We start from the raw sequence: 17,972 nt of genomic DNA, 5'->3' as shown, positions 1-17,972 counted from the left end.
CGGAGACGGGGTCGACCCTGGTTGCGGAGGCTTATGACCGGGTCCGGACGGGCACAGAGGTCCGGGCCGTGCGCGCGGCGGGCGACGCGCGGGAATGTTTCTCGATTCGGGCCGCCGAGTAGGGCACCCTGACCGGGGACATCGGGTGAGGCGGAGGTTGTCGAGTGCGCGGACGGTCACCGTGGCGGTATCCGGCGCGGATCGTGCCCCTCGCCTTTCTCGGAGCCATCGGCATCGGCACGGTGTTGATGATGCTGCCGGCGGCGCGGGCTGAGCCGGGGCATGCGCCGTTCGTCACGGCGCTGTTCACGGCCACGAGCGCCGTCTGTGTCACCGGGCTGGCGGTTGTCGACACGCCCACGTACTGGTCGGGCTTCGGGCTCGTCCTGCTGACCGTGCTGTCCCAGATCGGCGGCTTCGGCATCATGACGCTGGCGACGCTGCTCAGCCTGCTCGTGTCGAGGCGGCTCGGGCTGCGAGGGCGGCTGATGGCCCAGGCGGAGAGCGCGGGGCTGGGCGGCAACATCGGCGGCGTGCTGATCCGCGTGGCGCTGGTGATGCTGGTGTCCGAGGCGTTGATCAGCGTGGTGCTGACGTTCCGCTTCTGGCTCACGTACGACTATCCGTTCGGACGCGCCGTCTGGGAGGCGGTGTTCCATGCGGTGCAGGCCTTCAACAACGCCGGGTTCGCGCTCTACCCGGACAGCCTGGTCCGGTTCGTCGGCGACTGGTGGATCTGCGTCCCGCTGGCGCTCGGGGTGCTGGCCGGTTCGATCGGCTTCCCCGTCATGTTCGAGCTGGCCCGGGAGTGGCGCACCCCGGGGAGCTGGTCCACGCACACGCGGCTGACCGTGTGGGGGACGGTGCTGTTCAGCGTGACCGGGTTCCTGGTGTTCCTGTCGTTCGAGTGGAGCAACCCGGGCACGCTCGGGCCACTGGGCGCCTCCACGAAGGTGCTGGCCGCGTTCACGCAGGACGTGATGACCCGTTCGGGCGGCTTCAACAGCGTCAACCTCGGCAACATGAACACCGAGACGATCGCGGTGACGAACGGGCTGATGTTCATCGGCGGCAGCAGCGCGAGCACGGCGGGCGGCATCAAGATCACGACCTTCCTGCTGCTGGCCTTCGTGATCTGGGCGGAACTGCGCGGCGAGCCGGACGTGGTGATCAGGAAGCGGCGGATCGCGGAGGAGACGCAACGGCAGGCCATCACGGTCGCCCTGCTGGGCGTGGCTCTTGTGGCTTCGGGCACCCTGGCACTGATCGCGCTGACCGACGGGGTGCCGTTCGACCGGGCGTTGTTCGAGGTGACCTCGGCGTTTGCGACGGTGGGCCTGAGCACCGGCATCACGCCGAATCTGCCGCCGTCGGCGCAGCTGGTCCTCGTACTGCTGATGTATGTCGGGCGTGTGGGCACCATCGCGGTCGGCACCGCCATCGCCCTGAACACGCGGCGCCGGCTCTACCGCTACCCCGAGGAACGACCGCTGGTGGGATGAGGGGCAGCATGGCGAGACGCAACGACAACGAGGAGAAGAGCAGCATGCCGGAGACGTCCGACAACGTCGTGGTGGTCGGCCTGGGACGGTTCGGTGGCTCGGTCGCGGAGTCCCTGGTCAATCTCGGTCACGAGGTGCTCGGCATCGACTCGGACCCGCGCATCGTGCAGGACTGGTCGGACCGGCTGACGCACGTCGTGGAGGCGGACGCCACGGACACCGACGCGTTGCGGCAGCTCGGGGTGCAGGACTTCTCCCGGGCGGTCGTGGGGATCGGCACGAACCTGGAGACCAGCGTGCTGACCGTACTCACCCTCGCCGAGGTCGGGGTGAGCGAGATCTGGGCCAAGGCGACCAGCCAGAAGCACGGCCAGATCCTGTCCCGGGTGGGCGCCCGGCACGTGATCCACCCCGAGTCGGAGATGGGCGAGCGGGTCGCGCATCTGATCACCGGGCGGATGCTGGACTACATCGAGTTCGACGACGGGTTCGCGATCTCGAAGGTGCGGGCGCCCGAGGAGGCGGTGGGGCGATCGCTGGCCGAGATCGGGTTGCGCAGCAAGTGGGGCGTCACCGTGGTCGGGACGAAGCTGCCCGGCGAGGACTTCACCTACGCCCGGCCGGAGACCGTCGTGCCGGAGGGCTGCCTGCTGATAGTCGCGGGTGACACGGCCAAGGTCGAGCGGTTCGCCGGGGTTACCAAGGACTGATCGCACCGGCAAGCCGGCAGCGGTCGTCAGATCGAGGTGGAGAAGCCGTCGCCCTGGGAGCGGGGCACCGGCGAGCCGGAGGAGGGTGTGGTTACCTCCGGTGACGGCTTGTTCGTGGGGAGGGACGGGGCCGGCGGGCGCGGCGACTCCTTGCGCTGGGGCGCGCGGACGGAGCGGGACGGCCGGTCGCGGGAGGGCTCCGAGACCTCCGGGGCGGCCACGGCGCCGAGGATCTCCGCCTGACATTCGTGGCCGTTCAGCGAGAAGGTCAGCGGCAGGGGGTTCGTCGCCCGGTAGCTCGCGCTGAGGGACACGCTCGCGGACCGGCCGGGGCGGAGCGCGACGCCCTTCTTCGCCCGGAGTACCAGCTTGCGGCCCTGCTGGGAGAGCCGTTTGGGGGCGTCGGTGAGGCGCTGGCCGCCCGAGAAGCTGAAGACCAGGCGCCACTCGGAGAGCGTGTGTTCGCCGGTGTTGATGACGGTCAGTTGCGCGCCGAAGTCGGTGCCGGAGTCGCGCTGGACGCGGTAGCGCACCTTGCAGCCGGTGCCGTGCGGGACGGGTGCGGCACCCGCGGCGGCGGCCTGGGCGGTGGCGACGTCGACGGGTTCGCGGGTGGAGGTCCAGACCAGGCCCAGGGCGGCGACCAGGGCGACCGTGGCCGCCGCGGCGTGCAGGCGGTGACGCCCGGAGAGGATGAGGTCCGACAGCCGCGACAGGGAGCCACGCCGGCCGGTCACCGCGAAGAGCCCGCCGCCGAGCGGACGCGGCACTCCCAGCCGCAATGACTGCCCGAGGCGCAGACTCGCGCGCAGCCAGAGCGCCGGGCGCTGGCGGGGGCGTACGGCCACCCGGACGGCGGGGCGGGCGGGCTCGGCCGCGGCCGGGATGACCGGCTGCAGCCCGACGAGGCGGGCCAGCTCGGTGGCGACCTCCTCCGCCCCGGGCCTGTTCTCCGGCTGCTTGGCCAGGCAGCGCAGGCACAGGTCGGCGACCTCGGGCGGCAGGCCGGGCAGCGGCGGGAGGGGCGCCGGGTCGGCGTACAGGTGGGCGCGTAATGCCTCGGTGGTGCTGTCCGCCGGCCAGGGGAAGCCGCCGGTCAGCATGCGGTAGAGCAGGAGACCGAGCGCGTAGACGTCGGCGGGTGGGGCCACCGGGCCGCCGCTGAGCCGTTCCGGGGCCAGGTAGGCGGGCGTGCCCAGGAGGCTGCCGTCGGGAGCGGCGTCGCGCTGGCCGCTCACGGCCGAGATACCGAAGTCGACGATCTTGGCGCCGGACCCGGTGAGCATAACGTTGGCCGGGGTGACGTCGCGGTGCACGATGCCGCGGGCGTGGGCCATGGCCAGGGCGGATGCCACCTCGGCGGCCACGGTGACGGCGGTGCGCCAGGGCAGTGGACCGTCGCGGCGGAGGCGGTCGGCCACCGCTTCGCCGTCGTTGAGCTCCATGACCACGTACGGGAAGGCGCCGAAGTCGAAGACCCCAGTCACGTGCGGGTGGCACAGCCGGGCGGCCGCCACCGCCTCCTGCCGCAGCCGGGCCCGGAAGCGGAAGTCGTCCGCGTGCCGGGGCGCCAGCAGCTTGACCGCCACCTCGCGGCCCAGCACCTCGTCGTGCCCGCGCCAGACCTCGGACATGCCGCCGGTGCCGAGCCGTTCGACGAGGCGGTACCGGCCGCCGATGAGGCTTCCCCGCCTGCCCGTCGCCAGCCACCCCATGTGCTGATTGTTACGCGAGAGAAAGCCGCGCCAGGCGGCTTCCCGCAAACAGCGACGATCAGCCCGCGAGCAGCTGGTCCACCGGCGCGTAGTCGTCGGTCAGCACCCGCGCGTCGTCGACGAAGGCGTCGAGCGCCGCTCCGGACACCAGTTCGACCGGCTCGTCGACCAGGTCGAGGTGCAGCCGGATCTCCTCCAGCGGCAACGGCTGCGCGGCCGCCACGATGACGAAGTTCGAGCCGGTCTCGCCCGCCAGCGCCTCCTTCGGCGCGATCAACGCGACGTGCGGGAAGACATCGGCGACCGTGGCGAGCTCCGCCCGGATGAAGCGGTTGGGCGGGTAGTCGATGACGTTCTGGGCGTACAGGCCGCCGGGGCGCAGGACCCGGGCGATGTCCGCGGCCATCTCGCGGGTGGCGAGGTGCCACGGGACCACGAGGTGACCGAACGCGTCACCCACCACGACGTCGTACGCGGCGTCGGCCTGCGCGGCGAGGCCCACGCGCGCGTCACCCACGCGGACGCGCAACTGCGGGCTCGTACGCAGGCCCAGTTCCTTCTTGTCGAGGTCGACCAGCCCGCCGTCCAGCTCCAGAACCAGCTGATCACTGCCGGGGCGCATGGCCTCGATGTACTGCGGCACGGTGAAGCCGCCCCCGCCCAGGTGCAGAGCGTCGAGCGGGGCGCCGCTGGTCTTCTGGGCGTCGATGAGGGCGCCGAGCCACTGCACGTACGCGAACTCGAGGTGCGTGGGGTCGTCGAGGTCGACGTACGAGTGGCGCGCCGAGTTGAGCAGCAGCGTCCGGCCGCCCGGCACCTGGGGATCGGCGTCGACCCGTGCGCAGTGGTAGGCGGTCTCGACGTCGCAGGGGGTCGGCGCGGCGGCGCCCAGTCCCGCCCCGACCAGCCCGATCGTCACCAGCGCCGCGCGGGTCCGGGGCTTGCCCTCCGCGGTGACGCCGGGGCTGCGCCGCAGGTACCAGCCGAGGGCGAAGCCGGCCACCGCGAGCAGCCCCGCCGTGGTCAGGACGATCCAGCTGCTCGGCATGGCGGCGACGAAGATGAAGCCGGTGCCGAGGGTGGCCGTGATGCCGCCGAGCGTGCCGACGCTGGACAGCCGGCCGACCACGGCCCCGGTCCGGCTCAGATCGCTGAGCTGCAGCTTCACAGTCAGCGGCGTGATCGTGGAGAGCAGGAGCATCGGGAGGAAGACGGCGAGCGCGGCGAGGAGCAGCACTGCCGCGGCCGCGCCGCCACGCAACAGCTCGCCGCCCCAGCGCACCAGCGGCAGCGTCACCGCGGTGGCGATGGCCGCCAGCAGCAGGGCCGGGGCGAGCAGTCGCCGGGGGTCGAGCTTGTCGGCGAGGCGCCCGCCCAGCCAGGTCCCGTAAGCGATCGCGGCCAGCGAGACGCCGATCACCGAGCTGCTCACCTGCAGCGTGACCCCGACGTAGGGGCCGACGAGGCGCAGCGCGACGATCTCCAGCACCAGAGCGGCGCCGCTGGCGACGAAGACCAGCGCGGTGGCGAGACCGGTCGGGAGGGATCGCGGGGACTCCATCGGCGGAATGGTACCGGTGATCACCTGTGAGTCCGCTGGTGACTACTCCATCGAGAGGTGCACGTGGTTGGTGTGCACGACGGACGGCCCACCGGACGGGCTGTAGGAGCGCCAGCCGGTGCTGGGCATCCAGATCTCGCGGTACCAGATCACGTACATGACGCCGAGGCGGTCGGCGTTCTTGACGAAGTACGCGGCCAGGTTGTCGCCGTAGGTCTTGTCGCCCCCGCTGGCGGCGACGTTCTCGAAGCCGCCGGACGCCGCGGAGAAGTCGCAGGCCCGGCCCAGCGGGTGCTCGCCCGACGCCCGCTCGCTGAAGCAGGCCGTGTAGCGCTTGAAGCCGGCCGCCTGCGCCTGCTGATAGGCGTTGAGCGTGCGCGGCGTGATGCAGCCGGATGAGGTCGGGTCGTTGACCGTGCAGCCTTCCTTGGGCCAGGAGCCGTCGGAGTTGCGGGGAGCGGGCTTGGCGGAGGAGCCGCCGGTGCCGAAGCCCGCGGAGGTCACCCCGCCGACCGCGGCCAGGGCCGCCTCGGCCTGCTCCTTCTTCTTGGCCATGATCGTGACCTGCTTCTGCTGCTCCTTGATCTCGACCTCGATGGCCTTGGTGGCCTTCGCGGCGGTGGTCGCGGCCTCGCTGTAGCCCTTGAGCGTCTGCCCGTCGATCTGGGCGAGCTGGTCGAGGCGCAGCGAGCGCTCCATGAAGCCGTCCGGCGAGCTGCTGTTGAGCAGCAGTGACATGGTGCTGAAGCGGCCCTGCATGTAGGACCGGGCGGCGATCTCCTGCACCCGGTCGTGCAGCGCCGCCTCCTTGCCCTCGGCCGCTGTCTGCGCGGCCTTCAGCTGGGTCTGGCGCTTCTTGGACGCGGCGAGTCTCTGCTTGGCCTGGCTGTAACCCTTGGAGGCGGAGGTCAGCGCCGTGCGCAGCGCCTTGGTGCCACCCTCGTCCTCCGGGTCCGCGTGCGCGGCCGGGGGTGCCACGAGCAGCACGACGGCCGCGGTGACCAGGGCGAGCACAGGCTTCAGCCGGTGCAGGAGCGTCGCCGCCACGATCTACCTCCTCCAAGTGAGCGCGGTGACTTTACCGTGCCGGAGGTGGCGAAGGCAGGTCGATCATGTCGCCGAATATCCACCATCGACGAAGAGTGTCTGCCCGGTTACAGCAGAGGCGGCGGCGCTCGCCAGATATACGGCAACTCCGGCGAAATCCTCGGGCAGCCCGTTGCGCCCGATCATCGTCCGGCGCGCGTGAGATTCGGCACGCCCCGGATGGGCGAAAACGGTCTCCTCGGTCAACGGGGTGCGGACGACTCCGGGCGCCACGGCGTTACTGGTCACGCCGCGCGCGGACCACGCCTCGGCCTGCGAGCGGGTCAGCCCGACGAGGCCGGCCTTGGCGGCACCATAGGCACCACTGTTTCCGTACGCCCGGAAAGCCTGCTGCGAGACGACATTGATGATGCGGCCCCAGCCCCGGGCCGCCATCGCCGGCCCGAAGGCCTGCCCCAGCAGGAACGGCGCCGTCAGATTGGCGGCGAGCGTCAGATCCCAGTCGGCGGTCGTCAGCTCGTCGAGTGGCGGCCGCACGTTCACCGCCGCCGCGTTGACCAGGATGTCCACTTTGTCGGCAGCGGCGGCCACCCGGGCCACATCGTCGCGGTCGGCCAGGTCCGCCGTCAGGAAGGTCGCCGACAACTCGTCCGCGACGGCGGCCAGCGGCTCCGGCCGGCGCGCGACCAGGATCACCGAAGCGCCGGCCCCATGCAGGGCGGCGGCCATCGCCCGGCCGATGCCGGAGCTCCCGCCGGTCACCAGCGCGGTGCGCCCGTCCAGCCCGAAAAGCCGATCGAGGTACGAAGCCATGCGAGCACCCTAATATCGGCCCCCGGCCCGCTCCGCAGTGCGAACGTGAGCAGGCCGGATCCGGCCTAGGACAGCAACGTGCCGCGGACGGTGTGCCAGATGTCGTCGTTCGGGGCGACCAGCAGGCCCGGGCCGTCCTCGGCGGGCGAGTAACGCGATCCGTCCAGCCGCAGCACCGTGCCCCCGGCTTCGCGCACGATCAGCGAGCCCGGCGCGTGGTCCCACGGCAGGATCCGCCAGAAGACGGCGAACTGCTGCTCGTCGAGGACGACGGCCGGATATTCGTAGCCGGCGCAGTGGTGCCCCGCGCTCACACCGGCGAACTTCGCGGCGCCCGCGGCCACCCGGTCGCGCAGGTCCTCGGGGAAGTGGTTGTGCGAGACCGTGCCGGTCAGCGCGTCGGCCGCCGGAGCGTCGGCGCGCGTCTTCATCCGCACACCGTCGGCGAAGGCACCGCCGCCGGCCTCGGCCCGGACCATGCGGTCGCTGACCACGTCGAGGATCCACGCGCCGACCTGCTCGCCGTCCTGGAGCAGCGCCACCATCACCGCGAACGGGGTCTTGCCGGCGGCGAAGTTGTTCGTGCCGTCGACCGGGTCGACGATCCAGACGGCGCCCGCGTCGCCCGTGCGCCGCAGCACACCGGGGTCGGCCGCGACGGCTTCCTCGCCCACCACGGTCGAGCCGGGCAGCAGCGCCTTCAGGCCGGCTGTCAGGGCACGCTCGGACTCCTGGTCGGCGATCGTCACCAGGTCGCCGGGGCCCTTCTGGTGCACCTCGTCGCTGCCCAGGTGCCGCCAGCGCGGCAGGACGATCGTCTGCGCGACCTCCCGGATCAGCTCCTCGACCCGGTCGAGCATGTCGTCACGCACGCGGCGGCAACTTCACGACGCTAACGAAGAACTCGTCGATCTGCCGGATGACCGCGATGAACCGCTCGAAGTCGACCGGCTTGGTGACATAGGCGTTCGCGTGCAGCTGGTAGCTGCGCAGGATGTCCTCGTCCGCGGCGGACGTGGTGAGCACGACCACCGGGATGCGGCAGAGCTGGTCGTCCTTCTTGATCTCCTCCAGCACCTCGCGGCCGTCGCGGCGGGGCAGGTTGAGGTCGAGCAGGATCAGGTCGGGGCGGACGGCGCCCTCGTACTGACCCTCGCGGCGCAGGTAGGACAGGGCCTCGGCGCCGTCCGACACGACCGTCAGCCGGTTGCGGACCTTGTGCTCCTCGAACGCCTCCTGCGTCATCAGCACGTCGCCCGGGTCGTCCTCGACGAGCAGGACCTCGATGGGCGTTCCGTCCGGCCGTATGGCAGCGGTCATGATGTGGTGACCTCTTTCGCTTTCTCCTGCACGGGAACACCCGCGAGCACCGGCAGCGTGAACCAGATCGAGGTGCCCTCGGTGACGTCGAGGTCGAGCCAGATCCGTCCGCCATGGTATTCGACGATCTTCTTGACGATCGCGAGTCCGATGCCCGTGCCCTCGTAGGCGTCCCGGGCGTGCAGCCGCTGGAAGATGACGAACACCTTGTCCGCGAACTCGGCCTCGATCCCGATGCCATTGTCCCGGACGTTGATGCGCCACTCCTCGCCGTCGAGCGCGCCGGTCACCTTGATGACGGGCGGCACGTCGGGGCGGCTGAACTTCAGTGAGTTGCCGATCAGGTTGACGAAGAGCGTCGTCAGCAACGGCTCCTCGCCCTCGACCGTCGGCAGGGCGTCCCAGGTGATCTCGGCGTTGTCGCCGGCCCGGGGCTCGAGCTGCGACTTCACCTCGCCGAGGACCTTGTTGAGGTCGACGTCGGTGAAGCCGGAGGTGAGCCGGCCGATGCGGGAGAACGCCAGCAGGTCGTTGATCAGCCGCTGCATCCGCTGGGCGCCGTCGACCGCGAAGGCGATGTACTGGTCGGCCCGGTCGTCGAGCTGGCCCGCGTATCGGCGCTGGAGGAGCTGGCAGAAGCTCGCCACCTTGCGCAGCGGCTCCTGCAGGTCGTGCGAGGCGACATAGGCGAACTGCTCGAGGTCACGGTTGGACCGGGTCAGCTCGTCGGCCTGCTGCTTGAGCTGGTCGTTGACCCACTCGATCTGCTGCCGGGCCTCGCGCACCTCGGTCAGCTCGGCGGCGATCTGGCGCCGCATGCCGTCGACGTCGTGGGCGAGGCTGCGCAGCTCGGGGGCGCCGTGGCTCTCGATGTGCCGGTCGTAGTCGCCCTGCGCCACCTCGCGCACCTGGTCGGCGAGCTCGGTGACCGGACGCCCGACCAGACGGTCGAGCAGCAGCATCAGCACCACGCCGGCCACGATGATGATGCCGGCGGCGGCGATCTGGATGGCGACCATCTGCGAGCTGGCGTCGCGGGCGGCGGTGGCCGACTCGGCCCGCAGCACGCCTATGTCCTGCTGCATCACGTCGATCGAGGAGCGGACGGCGTCGAAGGCGGTGGTGGTGCCGGCCTTGATGCGGGCCTGGCCGGCCTCGGCGCCCTGGGTGCGGATGACCTCGACGGTCGGGTCGGCGACCTCGGCGTGCCAGGCCTGCACCCGCCGCTCGACCTCGGCCAGGTCGGCCCGGATGCGGTCGTCCTGCTCCCCGTCGGCGAGCAGCCGGTCGATGGTGGCGATCTGCTCCTTCTCGGAGGTCAACCCCTCGGTGTAGGGCTTGAGATTGGCCTCCTCGCCGCTGATCGCGAAGCCGCGGATGCCGGTCTCCTGGTCGACCAGGGCCGTGCTGAGGCGCTCCCCGGCGGCGCGCATCGGGCTGGCCCGGTTGATGACGTCGTCGACCCGGCTGTTGCTGTCGGCCGCGGTCACCGCCGCGACGACGCCCAGCAGGGACAGCACCACGCCGACGAGGACGCACAGGGCGAGCACCCGGCGCCGCAACGTCCAGGTGCCCAGCTGGGTCCAGCTCATCGGCCACCGCCGTACGAGATGAGCAGCATGGCCACGTCGTCGGCCAAGGGGCCGCCGTTGCCCTGCTCGGCCCGGCCGACCAGCCACGGCGGGAGAGCAGCCAGCGGCACCTGGGCGGCGGCGGGCTCCCCGAGCAGACCGCAGAGGCCCTCCACGTCGAGCCGCTCGTTGCCGTGGCCGGTGTGACCCTCGATCAGGCCGTCGGTGTACATCAGCAGGGACCAGTCATCTGCGGTGAGCTCCACGTCGGTTGCGGGGGTCGGGGTCGGGCGCACACCGAGCACGATGCCCGTGCGCGCGGTCACCGGCACGGCCTTGCCGCCGGCGAGCAACACCGGTGGCGGATGGCCCGCCAGCCGTACGGTCGCCTTGTTACCCCTCAGGTCCAGCGAAACCATCGCGACCGTGGCGAAGACCTCCCGGGCCCGCCGTTCCGTCATGAGCACCTGTTCGAGTGACCCCAGCACCTGGTCCTCGGGCACCCCGGCGAGGACGAGCGCCCGCCAGGCCACCCGGAGCTCCACGCCGAGCGCCGCCTCGTCGACGCTGTGCCCGCAGACGTCGCCGACGATCACGTGCAGCTTGTCGTCACCCACCTGGACGACGTCGAAGAAGTCGCCGCCGAGCAGGCCCATCGCCCGGCCCGACCGATAGAACGTGTGCACGTCGACCGCGGTCGTGCGCATGAGCGGCTGGGGCAGCAGGCCGCGCTCGAGCCGCGCCGACTCGGCCTGGCGCAGCTCGACCTCGCGCAGCCGCTGGGCATTCTCGTCGGCGCGCTTGCGCTCGACGGCGTAGCGCAGCGCCCGGGCCAGCAGCACGCCGTCGACCTGACCCTTGACCAGGTAGTCCTGGGCGCCCTCGGCGACCGCGCCCACGCCCAGGTGCTCGTCGGAGCGGCCGGTGAGCACGACCACGGCCGCGCTGCCGGCGACCGCGAGCAGCTTGCGCAGGCCGTCGATGCCCTCGGCGTCGGGCAGCCCGAGGTCGAGCAGCACGCACTGGATGCCGCGCATCAGCGACTGCGCCTCGCGCAGCGTCGTGGCGACCTGCAGGTCGAAGGAGGCGCCGGCCTCCTCGAGCAGCTCGCGGACCAGGAAGGCGTCGCCCTCGTCGTCCTCGACGAGCAGCACGCGCAGCCGCTCGGGCGCCTTCATGGCGGGGCGCGGCGGGGCCAGCTCGGTCACGGCGTCACCACGCCCCGGGGGCGCAGCCGGACCACGGCACCGGCGGGGCGGATGGACTTGATGACGGACTCCTTCGGGGGCGTGACTCGCTGATCGTCCACCACACCTGACGGGGACACAACATCGGCGGTGGCAAGCATCACGCCGAGTGCTCCCGGGCTGCCTCTTCGGCGACCCGCCGGGCGTGGTCGGCGATGACCTGGCCCAGGATGCCGTGCAACCGTCCGCAGTCGAGACAGTGCAGGTTGTCATCGAGCCGGCGGCCGCCGCAGGCCGTGCAGTCGCCGCGGTCCTCCGGGTCCCGATAGACCTCCAGGGCCCGGCACATCGCCCGCAGCACATGGTCGCTGAGCTGGAACGTCGCCTCCCCGAGCGCGGTACGCACGCCGAGCACCGCCACAGGCGAGGCGCCGGCGGCCGGGTCGTAGGGCGCCACCCGCTCGACGAACTCCGAGAGGACGGCGGCGGGATCGAGCGGGGCAGTCACGGGACAAAAGTAAGCCACCCGGCCGTAAGATCGCTCGACCACCCGCCCGGAGGAGGAGCCCGTGGCCGCCGATCGTGCGTTCACCCACCCCCGGCGCCGAGGCTGGGCCGCGCTCGCTGTCGTCGCCGCGCTGACCGGCCTCGGGGCGTACGCGCTCGCGAGTATCCGGCCGCCCGCCGCGCGGCCGGCCGATGCTCCGGCGGCCGAGTTCAGCGCCGGACGTGCTTTCGCTCACGTCGAGGCCGTCGCCGCCCGCCCGCACCCGCTGGGCAGCCCGGCCAACGACGCCGTCCGCGAGCAGCTGGTCGCCACGCTGCGCGGGCTGGGTCTCGACGCCCGGGTGCAGGACACCGTGTCGGTGCAGGGCGCGGCGCTGTCGTCCAGCGCGGGCGGGGCGAGCATGGCCCGGGTACGCAACATCGTGGCGCTCCTGCCGGGCACGGCGCCGACCGGGCGAGTCTTCCTCGTGGCCCACTACGACTCGGTGCAGAACGGGCCCGGGGCCAACGACGACGCGAGCGGCGTGGCGGCCGTCCTGGAGACCGCGCGAGCCCTCGTCACCGGCCCGCGCCCGCGCAACGACATCGTCCTCGTGCTGACCGACGGCGAGGAGGGCTGCCTCTGCGGCGCCAAGGCCTTCGCCGACCAGCACCCGTACGCCCGGCAGGGTGGCATCGTCCTCAACCTCGAGGCCCGGGGCAGCGCCGGCCCCTCGGTCATGTTCGAGACAGCCGCCCGCAACGCGGGTCTGATCGGGGTCTTCGGCCGGGCCCCGCACCCGATCGGCACGTCCCTGGCGGTCGAGGTCTACCGGATGATGCCGAACAACACGGACTTCACGGCGTTCCTCGGCCGCGGCTTCACCGGCCTGAACAGCGCCTACATCGAGGGCGTGGCCTGGTACCACACGCCGCTGGACACGCCTTCCACCGTGGACCGCGGCACGCTGCAGCAGGAGGGCGACAACCTGCTGGCGCTCGCCCGGGAGCTGGGCGACGAGAACCTGCCCGCGTTGCGCTCCGGGCAGGACGCGACCTATTTCCCGCTGCTCGGCGGGCTCGCCCGTTATCCTGGTGCCCTGACCTGGCCCATCGCCGCCGCGGCGGTGCTCGCGGTGCTCGCGCTGGCTTGGCTGATCCGGCGCCGCGGCCTCGCGTCGGCGCGCCGGCAGGCGGTCGCCTTCGCCACCGCCCTCGGGCCGCTGCTGCTCGCCCCGGCCCTGGCCCAGCTGCTGTGGCTGACGATCAAGACCATGCGCCCCGGGTACGCCGAGATGCCCGTCGATCCGTACCGGCCCTGGTGGTACCGGCTGGCCGTCGTCGCGCTCACCCTGGCGACGGTCTTCGCCTGGTACGCCGTGCTGCGCCGCCGCCTGTCCCCCGCCGCACTGGCCCTCGCGGGTCTGGCGTGGCTCGCGGTGCTCGGCATCGTCCTCGCGGCCGTGGCGCCCGGCGGCTCCTATCTGACCGCTTTGCCGGCGTTGGCCGGGGCGCTGGCGGGTCTCGGCGCCCGGCACCCGCGCGGCTGGTTGCCCCCGCTGCTGGTCACCGTGGCCGGTGGGGTGGCGGTCGTCGTGCTCCTGCCGACCCTGGTGCTCTTCTTCCCGGCACTGGGCATGAACCTCGCCGCGGCGGGCGCGTTCCTCACCGCGCTGCTCGCCTTCGCGTTGCTGCCCGTGGCCGACCTGCTGCACCCGGCCGCGGGCGGTCAGCGTGGCCTCGTCGCCCTGCGTGCGCGCCGCGCCGGGGCCTTACCGACCGTGACCGCACTGGTGGCGACCGCGGCGTGCGTGGCGGCCGGGATGGTGACCGACCGTTTCGACGCCCGGCACCCCGAGCCCACCCACCTCATGTACGCCCTGGACGCGGACACCGGGCAGGCCCGCTGGCTGAGCGAGTCCGCCGACCTGAGCGACTGGACGGCCGGCTACGTCTCGGGTGAGCCGGCCGCGGTGACCGCCACGCTGCCGGCCTTTGGGGACGAGAAGGTGCGCTCGGGTCCCGCCCCGGCCGCCCCGCTGCCCGCCCCGGCGGTCACCGTGCTGAGCAGCACCGACGCGCCTCAGGGGCGTACGGTCCGGCTGCGTCTGGTCCCGGGCCGGGACGCCCGCCTGGTCACGCTGCACGTGGCCGAGGAGACGACTATCGTCGCGGCCACGGCGGGCGGGCAGCCGGTGCCGGTGGGCCGGAAGGCCGGCGGCGGCTGGGGGTTCGGCTTCGTCTTCCACGCGCCGGCCGAGGGCGTCGAGGTCACGCTCACCGCGGCGGGCGCCGGCCCCATGCGGCTCCGGCTGATGTCGGCGAGCGACGGGCTGACCGGGCTCCCCGGTTTCCAGCCACGCCCGGCCACCGTCGGCGTCGCCGGCACCCACACCTCCGACATGCTCACCGTGGCGAAGACCCAGACGATCTAGCGACCCGGGCCAGGACCCGGACGATCCAGCGACCCGGGCGAGAACCCGGACGCTCAGCGACCCCGGCCCCGGCGACCCGTCGACTCGTTGAACTTGAAGTGCACGAAGAGCCGGCCCCAGTTGTCGCCGTCCTTCTCCACCCGGTGGTAGAGCTGCTTGATCTCCTTCTGGTCGAGGAAGCGGATCACTTTCTTCTTGAGCTGACCGCTGCCCTTGCCCGGGATGATCTCGACGAGGGTCGCCTTTTTCTGGATGGCCTCGTCGATGATGCCGCGGAGCGCCTTGTCGATCTCCGTGCCCTTGTTGAAGATGTCGTGGAGATCCAGCTTGAGCTTCACGCCGGAAACCCTACTCGGCGGCGTAGGCGGTGCGGCCGCCGTTCTTGCCGACCCACGCCTCCACCCGCCGCAGCGCCTCGTCGTAGTCGTCGTGCCGCTTCATCGCCGCGGCCAGGCGCAGGTGGGGCAGGGCCTCGCTGAACCGGCCGGCCCGTTCCAGGGTGCGGCCGAGCACGTGGTGCGCGTAGTGGTCGGACGGGTCGTGCTCGACCAGCGCGCGCAGCTGCTCCTCGGCCCGCTGCAACTGGGCCGAGTTGAAATAGGCCCGGGCGAGCAGCAGCCGGACGGCGGAGTTGTGCGGCTCGGCCTCGACTATGGGCTCGAGCATCCGGGCCGCCCCGAGGGGGTCGCCGGACTCGAAGGTGAACGTTGCCCTGCGGTACTCCTCGAGAAGATCCACGAACCGCTCCCCACGCTCGCGCGCCGCCGACTTGACCAACGCTGGCACAACCGAGGACGAACGGCGAGTGTTCCAGCCCCTCCACCTTCCCGACATTTCCGCCCAGGCCGCAACTGTCGGGGCACAGAATGCTCTTCGTGGGGGACTTCCCGCTGCACCTCGTGCAGGCGCCGCCCCGGCCCCGGCCCGCCCGGCTCAAGGCGGTGCTGGTGGGTCTGGTGACGCTCGCGATGTGCCTCTTCCTCGCGGGGGCCACGCCGCGCCCCGCCGTCCGTACGGTCGCGTGGTCGATCCCCGGCATGGACGCGCTCGGCTCCCCGCCGGTGGGCCGCTCGAAGGCGCCCGCCCCGGTCGTCACCCACGGCCTGAGCAGCGTCGCGACCGCGGACGAGCACGGGTTCGCGCTGCACACCGCCGGGGGCGACATCACGTTCCTGACCGGCGTCAACCTGGGCAGCACCACGCCGGGTCACCTGCCCGGCGAGCTGGCGATCACCGCGGAGCAGTACCGGCGGTGGTTCGCGGCGATGGGCTGGCTCGGGCTGCGCGTGGTCCGGATCGCGACGATCCATCCGCCCGCGTTCTATCGGGAGCTGGTCGCCTTCAACCGGGCGAATCCCGGCGAGCCGCTCTATCTGATGCAGGGCGTCTCTCCGGCCGAGTTGCGGGATGCCCACGACGCGGTGCACGGCGGGCTGAAGCGGGGCGCCCGGCCGGGACGGGCGAGCGGCACCTGGGACACCGACGCCGGGCCCTGGCTGACCGGCTGGATCATTGACCCAGAGGCCGCCGGAGAAGAAGAACCGGAGGCCGCCGGAGAAGAGAAACCGGAGGCCGCCGGAGAAGAGGAAACCGCCGGGCCGGCGCGGGGCAAGTGGTTCCGCAGTGCGCCGAGCGCCACACCGGGAGAGCGCCGGCTGGCAGCCCGGATGGACGAGCTGGCGGGTTACGAGGCGGCAGCCGGCTACAGCCCGCCCATAGCGGCCGCGGACGGCGAGGGCACGAACCACATGACGTCCACGTGGCCCGGTGGAACGTTCGCGAGCTACGCGGCGTACCCGTTCTGGCCCGACTCGGCCACCCGGCTGCTGAGCTATCGCTATCAAGGGCGCGCGGACCCGTACGCCGGATATGTCGCCGCGCTGCGCCAGCGCCACAGCACCATGCCGACCCTGGTGACGGAGTTCGGCGTACCGTCGGCGATCGGGTCCGCCCACGACGCCCCGCTGGGCCGCAGCGAGGGTGACCACAGCGAGCGCGAGGCCATGGCGATCGACGCCGAGCTGCTCCGCCTGCTCAAGGACCAGGGTCTGGCGGGCGGCTTCCTCGCCGGGTGGGCCGACGAGTGGTTCCGGTCGTCCTGGAACACGGCCGGGCAGCAGGACGGTGAGCGGCGGCAGCTGTGGCACGACCCGCTCACCGCCGCCCAGGGCTTCGGGCTCATCGCCATGGACGCGGCGGGCTCGCCCGACGCCGGGCCGCAGCAGCTGCTCGACGACGACACCGCCTGGCCCGCGCGCCGGGTGACCGCGCGGGTCGACGAGTCGTACGTTCACCTGCGCGTGCGTCTCGGCAGCCCCACGCCGGCCCAGCTCACGCTCGGCTTCGACGTGCTGCCGGGCGTGCACGGGCCACCGGCCCCCGGATCGGGCAACCGGGCGGCCGACGCCGCGTTCGAGCTGGACGTGACGCGGCGCGCTGGGCAGGCGTACCTGCGGAAAGAGGGATGGCGGCGCTTCCAGCCGGCGGGGCAGGACACGGGCTTGCTGCGCTTCGGGCCGCCGGAGGAGGACAGCCGGGCGCTCTGGCATCGCGACGGCGACGACCTGGTGGTGCGAGTGCCGTGGGGGATGCTCGGCTATACCGACCCGTCGAAGCACATGATCGGCGCGGTCGCGAGCCCCGGCGTCGGCGTGACCGTCTCGGCGTCCGGCACCGACCTGGCCGCCGGGCACGTCACGTGGACGAACTGGAATCGGGTGTACCACTCGGAGCGGTTGAAGCCGGGCGCCGACGTGGTCCGTGACGCGGTCCTCGAGACGGCGTCCTGAGGCGAGATCCGGGCCGGACCAGCAGCGCGGCCAGGCCGGCCGCCACGAGCATCGTGCCGACGGAGATCAGTGCGACCGGGCGTACCTCGGTCAGGGGCAGGCCGTCGGTCGCGGCGACGGGCTGCAGGATGCGGGTCACCGGCAGCAGCGGCGCGCCGCCGGCTTCCTGCGGCAAGTTCCTGACCTGCACGGGTACGGCCGACATGACAGTGTTCCCGGCGCCGAGCTGCCCTTCGTCACCGGCGCCCCAGCAGTAGACGCTGTGCTGAGCGCCGGCCGCACACCCGTGGGCGCCGTCGCTGTCGATCGCCGGGACAGTGTCCACCGCGCGGGGCTCAAGCCCCAGGCCCGCACCCCAGCAGTACGAGCCCCCGCCGCGAACAGTCGCACAGCCGGCGTCCCCACCGGCGGCAACGTGCGTCGCCGGGCCGGGCAGCCGGACGTACAGCGGGGTCGTGGATCCGATCGTGCCCGGCACGCCCAGCTGGCCCAGCGAGCCGTCGCCCCAGCAGTAGACGCGTCCCCCGGCATCGAGCGCGCAGGTGTGCGCCCGCCCGGCGGCGACCTCGGTCATCCCGCCCAGCACCGGGACCGGCTGGGCGAAGGCGTGCGCCCGGGCACCGTCGCCGAGCTGCCCGTACTTGTCGTCGCCCCAGCAGTAGAGATCACCCGCGCCGGTGATCGCACAGGAGTGGGCGCCCCCGGTGGCGATGAGCCCCTGCTGCTCCCCACGAGCCGCGGCGGGCCCGGCCGGGACGATGACCACGAGGAGGATCGCCAGGACCACTCCCCAGCGGCGCAGCCGCACTGGTTCGATTGACACGCCGATTTAACGA

Annotated in this window: 16 protein-coding genes; 4 read left to right on the top strand and 12 right to left on the bottom strand. The window is 72.3% G+C overall.

Annotated features, from left to right (window positions below):
• Positions 1-203 precede the first annotated feature (203 nt).
• Positions 204-1,502 (top strand): TrkH family potassium uptake protein, encoded by a 1,299-nt coding sequence (locus tag RAN62_RS19130; RefSeq protein ID WP_305786188.1) that lies wholly within the window; start codon positions 204-206, stop codon positions 1,500-1,502.
• An 8-nt stretch (positions 1,503-1,510) separates the two neighbouring features.
• Entirely contained in the window at positions 1,511-2,212 is a 702-nt protein-coding gene (locus tag RAN62_RS19125; protein WP_305786049.1) for a potassium channel family protein, read from the top strand.
• Between the two features lie 26 nt (positions 2,213-2,238).
• Here RAN62_RS19125 and RAN62_RS19120 read toward each other — a convergent pair whose 3' ends face one another.
• From RAN62_RS19120 to RAN62_RS19080, 9 genes are all read right to left on the bottom strand, one after another.
• Positions 2,239-3,975 carry a serine/threonine-protein kinase gene (locus RAN62_RS19120; RefSeq protein WP_305786048.1) on the bottom strand — a complete coding sequence of 579 codons (1,737 nt, stop codon included), beginning with the start codon at positions 3,973-3,975 and terminating at the stop codon, positions 2,239-2,241.
• Positions 3,976-3,985: 10 nt separating this feature from the next.
• On the bottom strand, positions 3,986-5,488 hold the full coding sequence (locus tag RAN62_RS19115) for a fused MFS/spermidine synthase (protein ID WP_305786047.1): 1,503 nt from the start codon (positions 5,486-5,488) through the stop codon (positions 3,986-3,988).
• Positions 5,489-5,530: 42 nt separating this feature from the next.
• A complete protein-coding gene (locus RAN62_RS19110) occupies positions 5,531-6,535 on the bottom strand; it encodes a coiled-coil domain-containing protein (protein ID WP_305786046.1) in 1,005 nt (334 codons plus the stop codon).
• A 63-nt stretch (positions 6,536-6,598) separates the two neighbouring features.
• A complete protein-coding gene (locus RAN62_RS19105) occupies positions 6,599-7,348 on the bottom strand; it encodes an SDR family NAD(P)-dependent oxidoreductase (protein WP_305786045.1) in 750 nt (249 codons plus the stop codon).
• A gap of 65 nt (positions 7,349-7,413) precedes the next feature.
• Complete coding sequence (locus RAN62_RS19100) at positions 7,414-8,220, bottom strand: inositol monophosphatase family protein (protein WP_369077174.1); 807 nt, start codon at positions 8,218-8,220, stop codon at positions 7,414-7,416.
• On the bottom strand, positions 8,213-8,668 hold the full coding sequence (locus RAN62_RS19095; RefSeq protein WP_305786044.1) for a response regulator: 456 nt from the start codon (positions 8,666-8,668) through the stop codon (positions 8,213-8,215). Before RAN62_RS19095 ends, RAN62_RS19100 begins: the two co-directional genes overlap by 8 nt.
• Complete coding sequence (locus tag RAN62_RS19090; protein ID WP_305786043.1) at positions 8,665-10,260, bottom strand: sensor histidine kinase; 1,596 nt, start codon at positions 10,258-10,260, stop codon at positions 8,665-8,667. The genes RAN62_RS19095 and RAN62_RS19090 overlap by 4 nt, the downstream gene beginning before the upstream one ends.
• Positions 10,257-11,447, bottom strand: a complete 1,191-nt coding sequence (locus RAN62_RS19085; RefSeq protein ID WP_438874517.1) for a PP2C family protein-serine/threonine phosphatase — start codon at positions 11,445-11,447, stop codon at positions 10,257-10,259. Before RAN62_RS19085 ends, RAN62_RS19090 begins: the two co-directional genes overlap by 4 nt.
• Before the next feature lie 139 nt (positions 11,448-11,586).
• Complete coding sequence (locus RAN62_RS19080; protein ID WP_305786042.1) at positions 11,587-11,934, bottom strand: hypothetical protein; 348 nt, start codon at positions 11,932-11,934, stop codon at positions 11,587-11,589.
• A 61-nt stretch (positions 11,935-11,995) separates the two neighbouring features.
• Here RAN62_RS19080 and RAN62_RS19075 point away from each other — a divergent pair, with 61 nt between their 5' ends.
• Positions 11,996-14,347, top strand: coding sequence for a M28 family peptidase (locus RAN62_RS19075; protein ID WP_305786041.1), 2,352 nt, complete (start codon positions 11,996-11,998; stop codon positions 14,345-14,347).
• A 53-nt stretch (positions 14,348-14,400) separates the two neighbouring features.
• On the opposite strand, the gene RAN62_RS19070 is transcribed toward RAN62_RS19075, so the two are convergent.
• Positions 14,401-14,685, bottom strand: coding sequence for a Smr/MutS family protein (locus tag RAN62_RS19070; RefSeq protein WP_305786040.1), 285 nt, complete (start codon positions 14,683-14,685; stop codon positions 14,401-14,403).
• 10 nt (positions 14,686-14,695) lie between these two features.
• Complete coding sequence (locus RAN62_RS19065; protein WP_305786039.1) at positions 14,696-15,085, bottom strand: tetratricopeptide repeat protein; 390 nt, start codon at positions 15,083-15,085, stop codon at positions 14,696-14,698.
• A gap of 128 nt (positions 15,086-15,213) precedes the next feature.
• On the opposite strand from RAN62_RS19065, the gene RAN62_RS19060 reads away from it, so the two are divergent.
• Positions 15,214-17,136 carry a hypothetical protein gene (locus tag RAN62_RS19060; protein ID WP_305786038.1) on the top strand — a complete coding sequence of 641 codons (1,923 nt, stop codon included), beginning with the start codon at positions 15,214-15,216 and terminating at the stop codon, positions 17,134-17,136.
• On the opposite strand, the gene RAN62_RS19055 is transcribed toward RAN62_RS19060, so the two are convergent.
• A complete protein-coding gene (locus tag RAN62_RS19055) occupies positions 17,042-17,959 on the bottom strand; it encodes an RCC1 domain-containing protein (protein WP_305786037.1) in 918 nt (305 codons plus the stop codon). The two genes, RAN62_RS19060 and RAN62_RS19055, sit on opposite strands and share 95 nt — an antisense overlap.
• Between the last annotated feature and the right edge of the window lie 13 nt (positions 17,960-17,972).

It is taken from the genome of Symbioplanes lichenis (genome assembly GCF_030709675.1).
Taxonomy (GTDB): Bacteria; Actinomycetota; Actinomycetes; order Mycobacteriales; family Micromonosporaceae; genus Actinoplanes; species Actinoplanes lichenis.
Note: the sequence above shows the minus strand (reverse complement) of the source record. Positions and strands in the feature narration are given on the sequence as shown.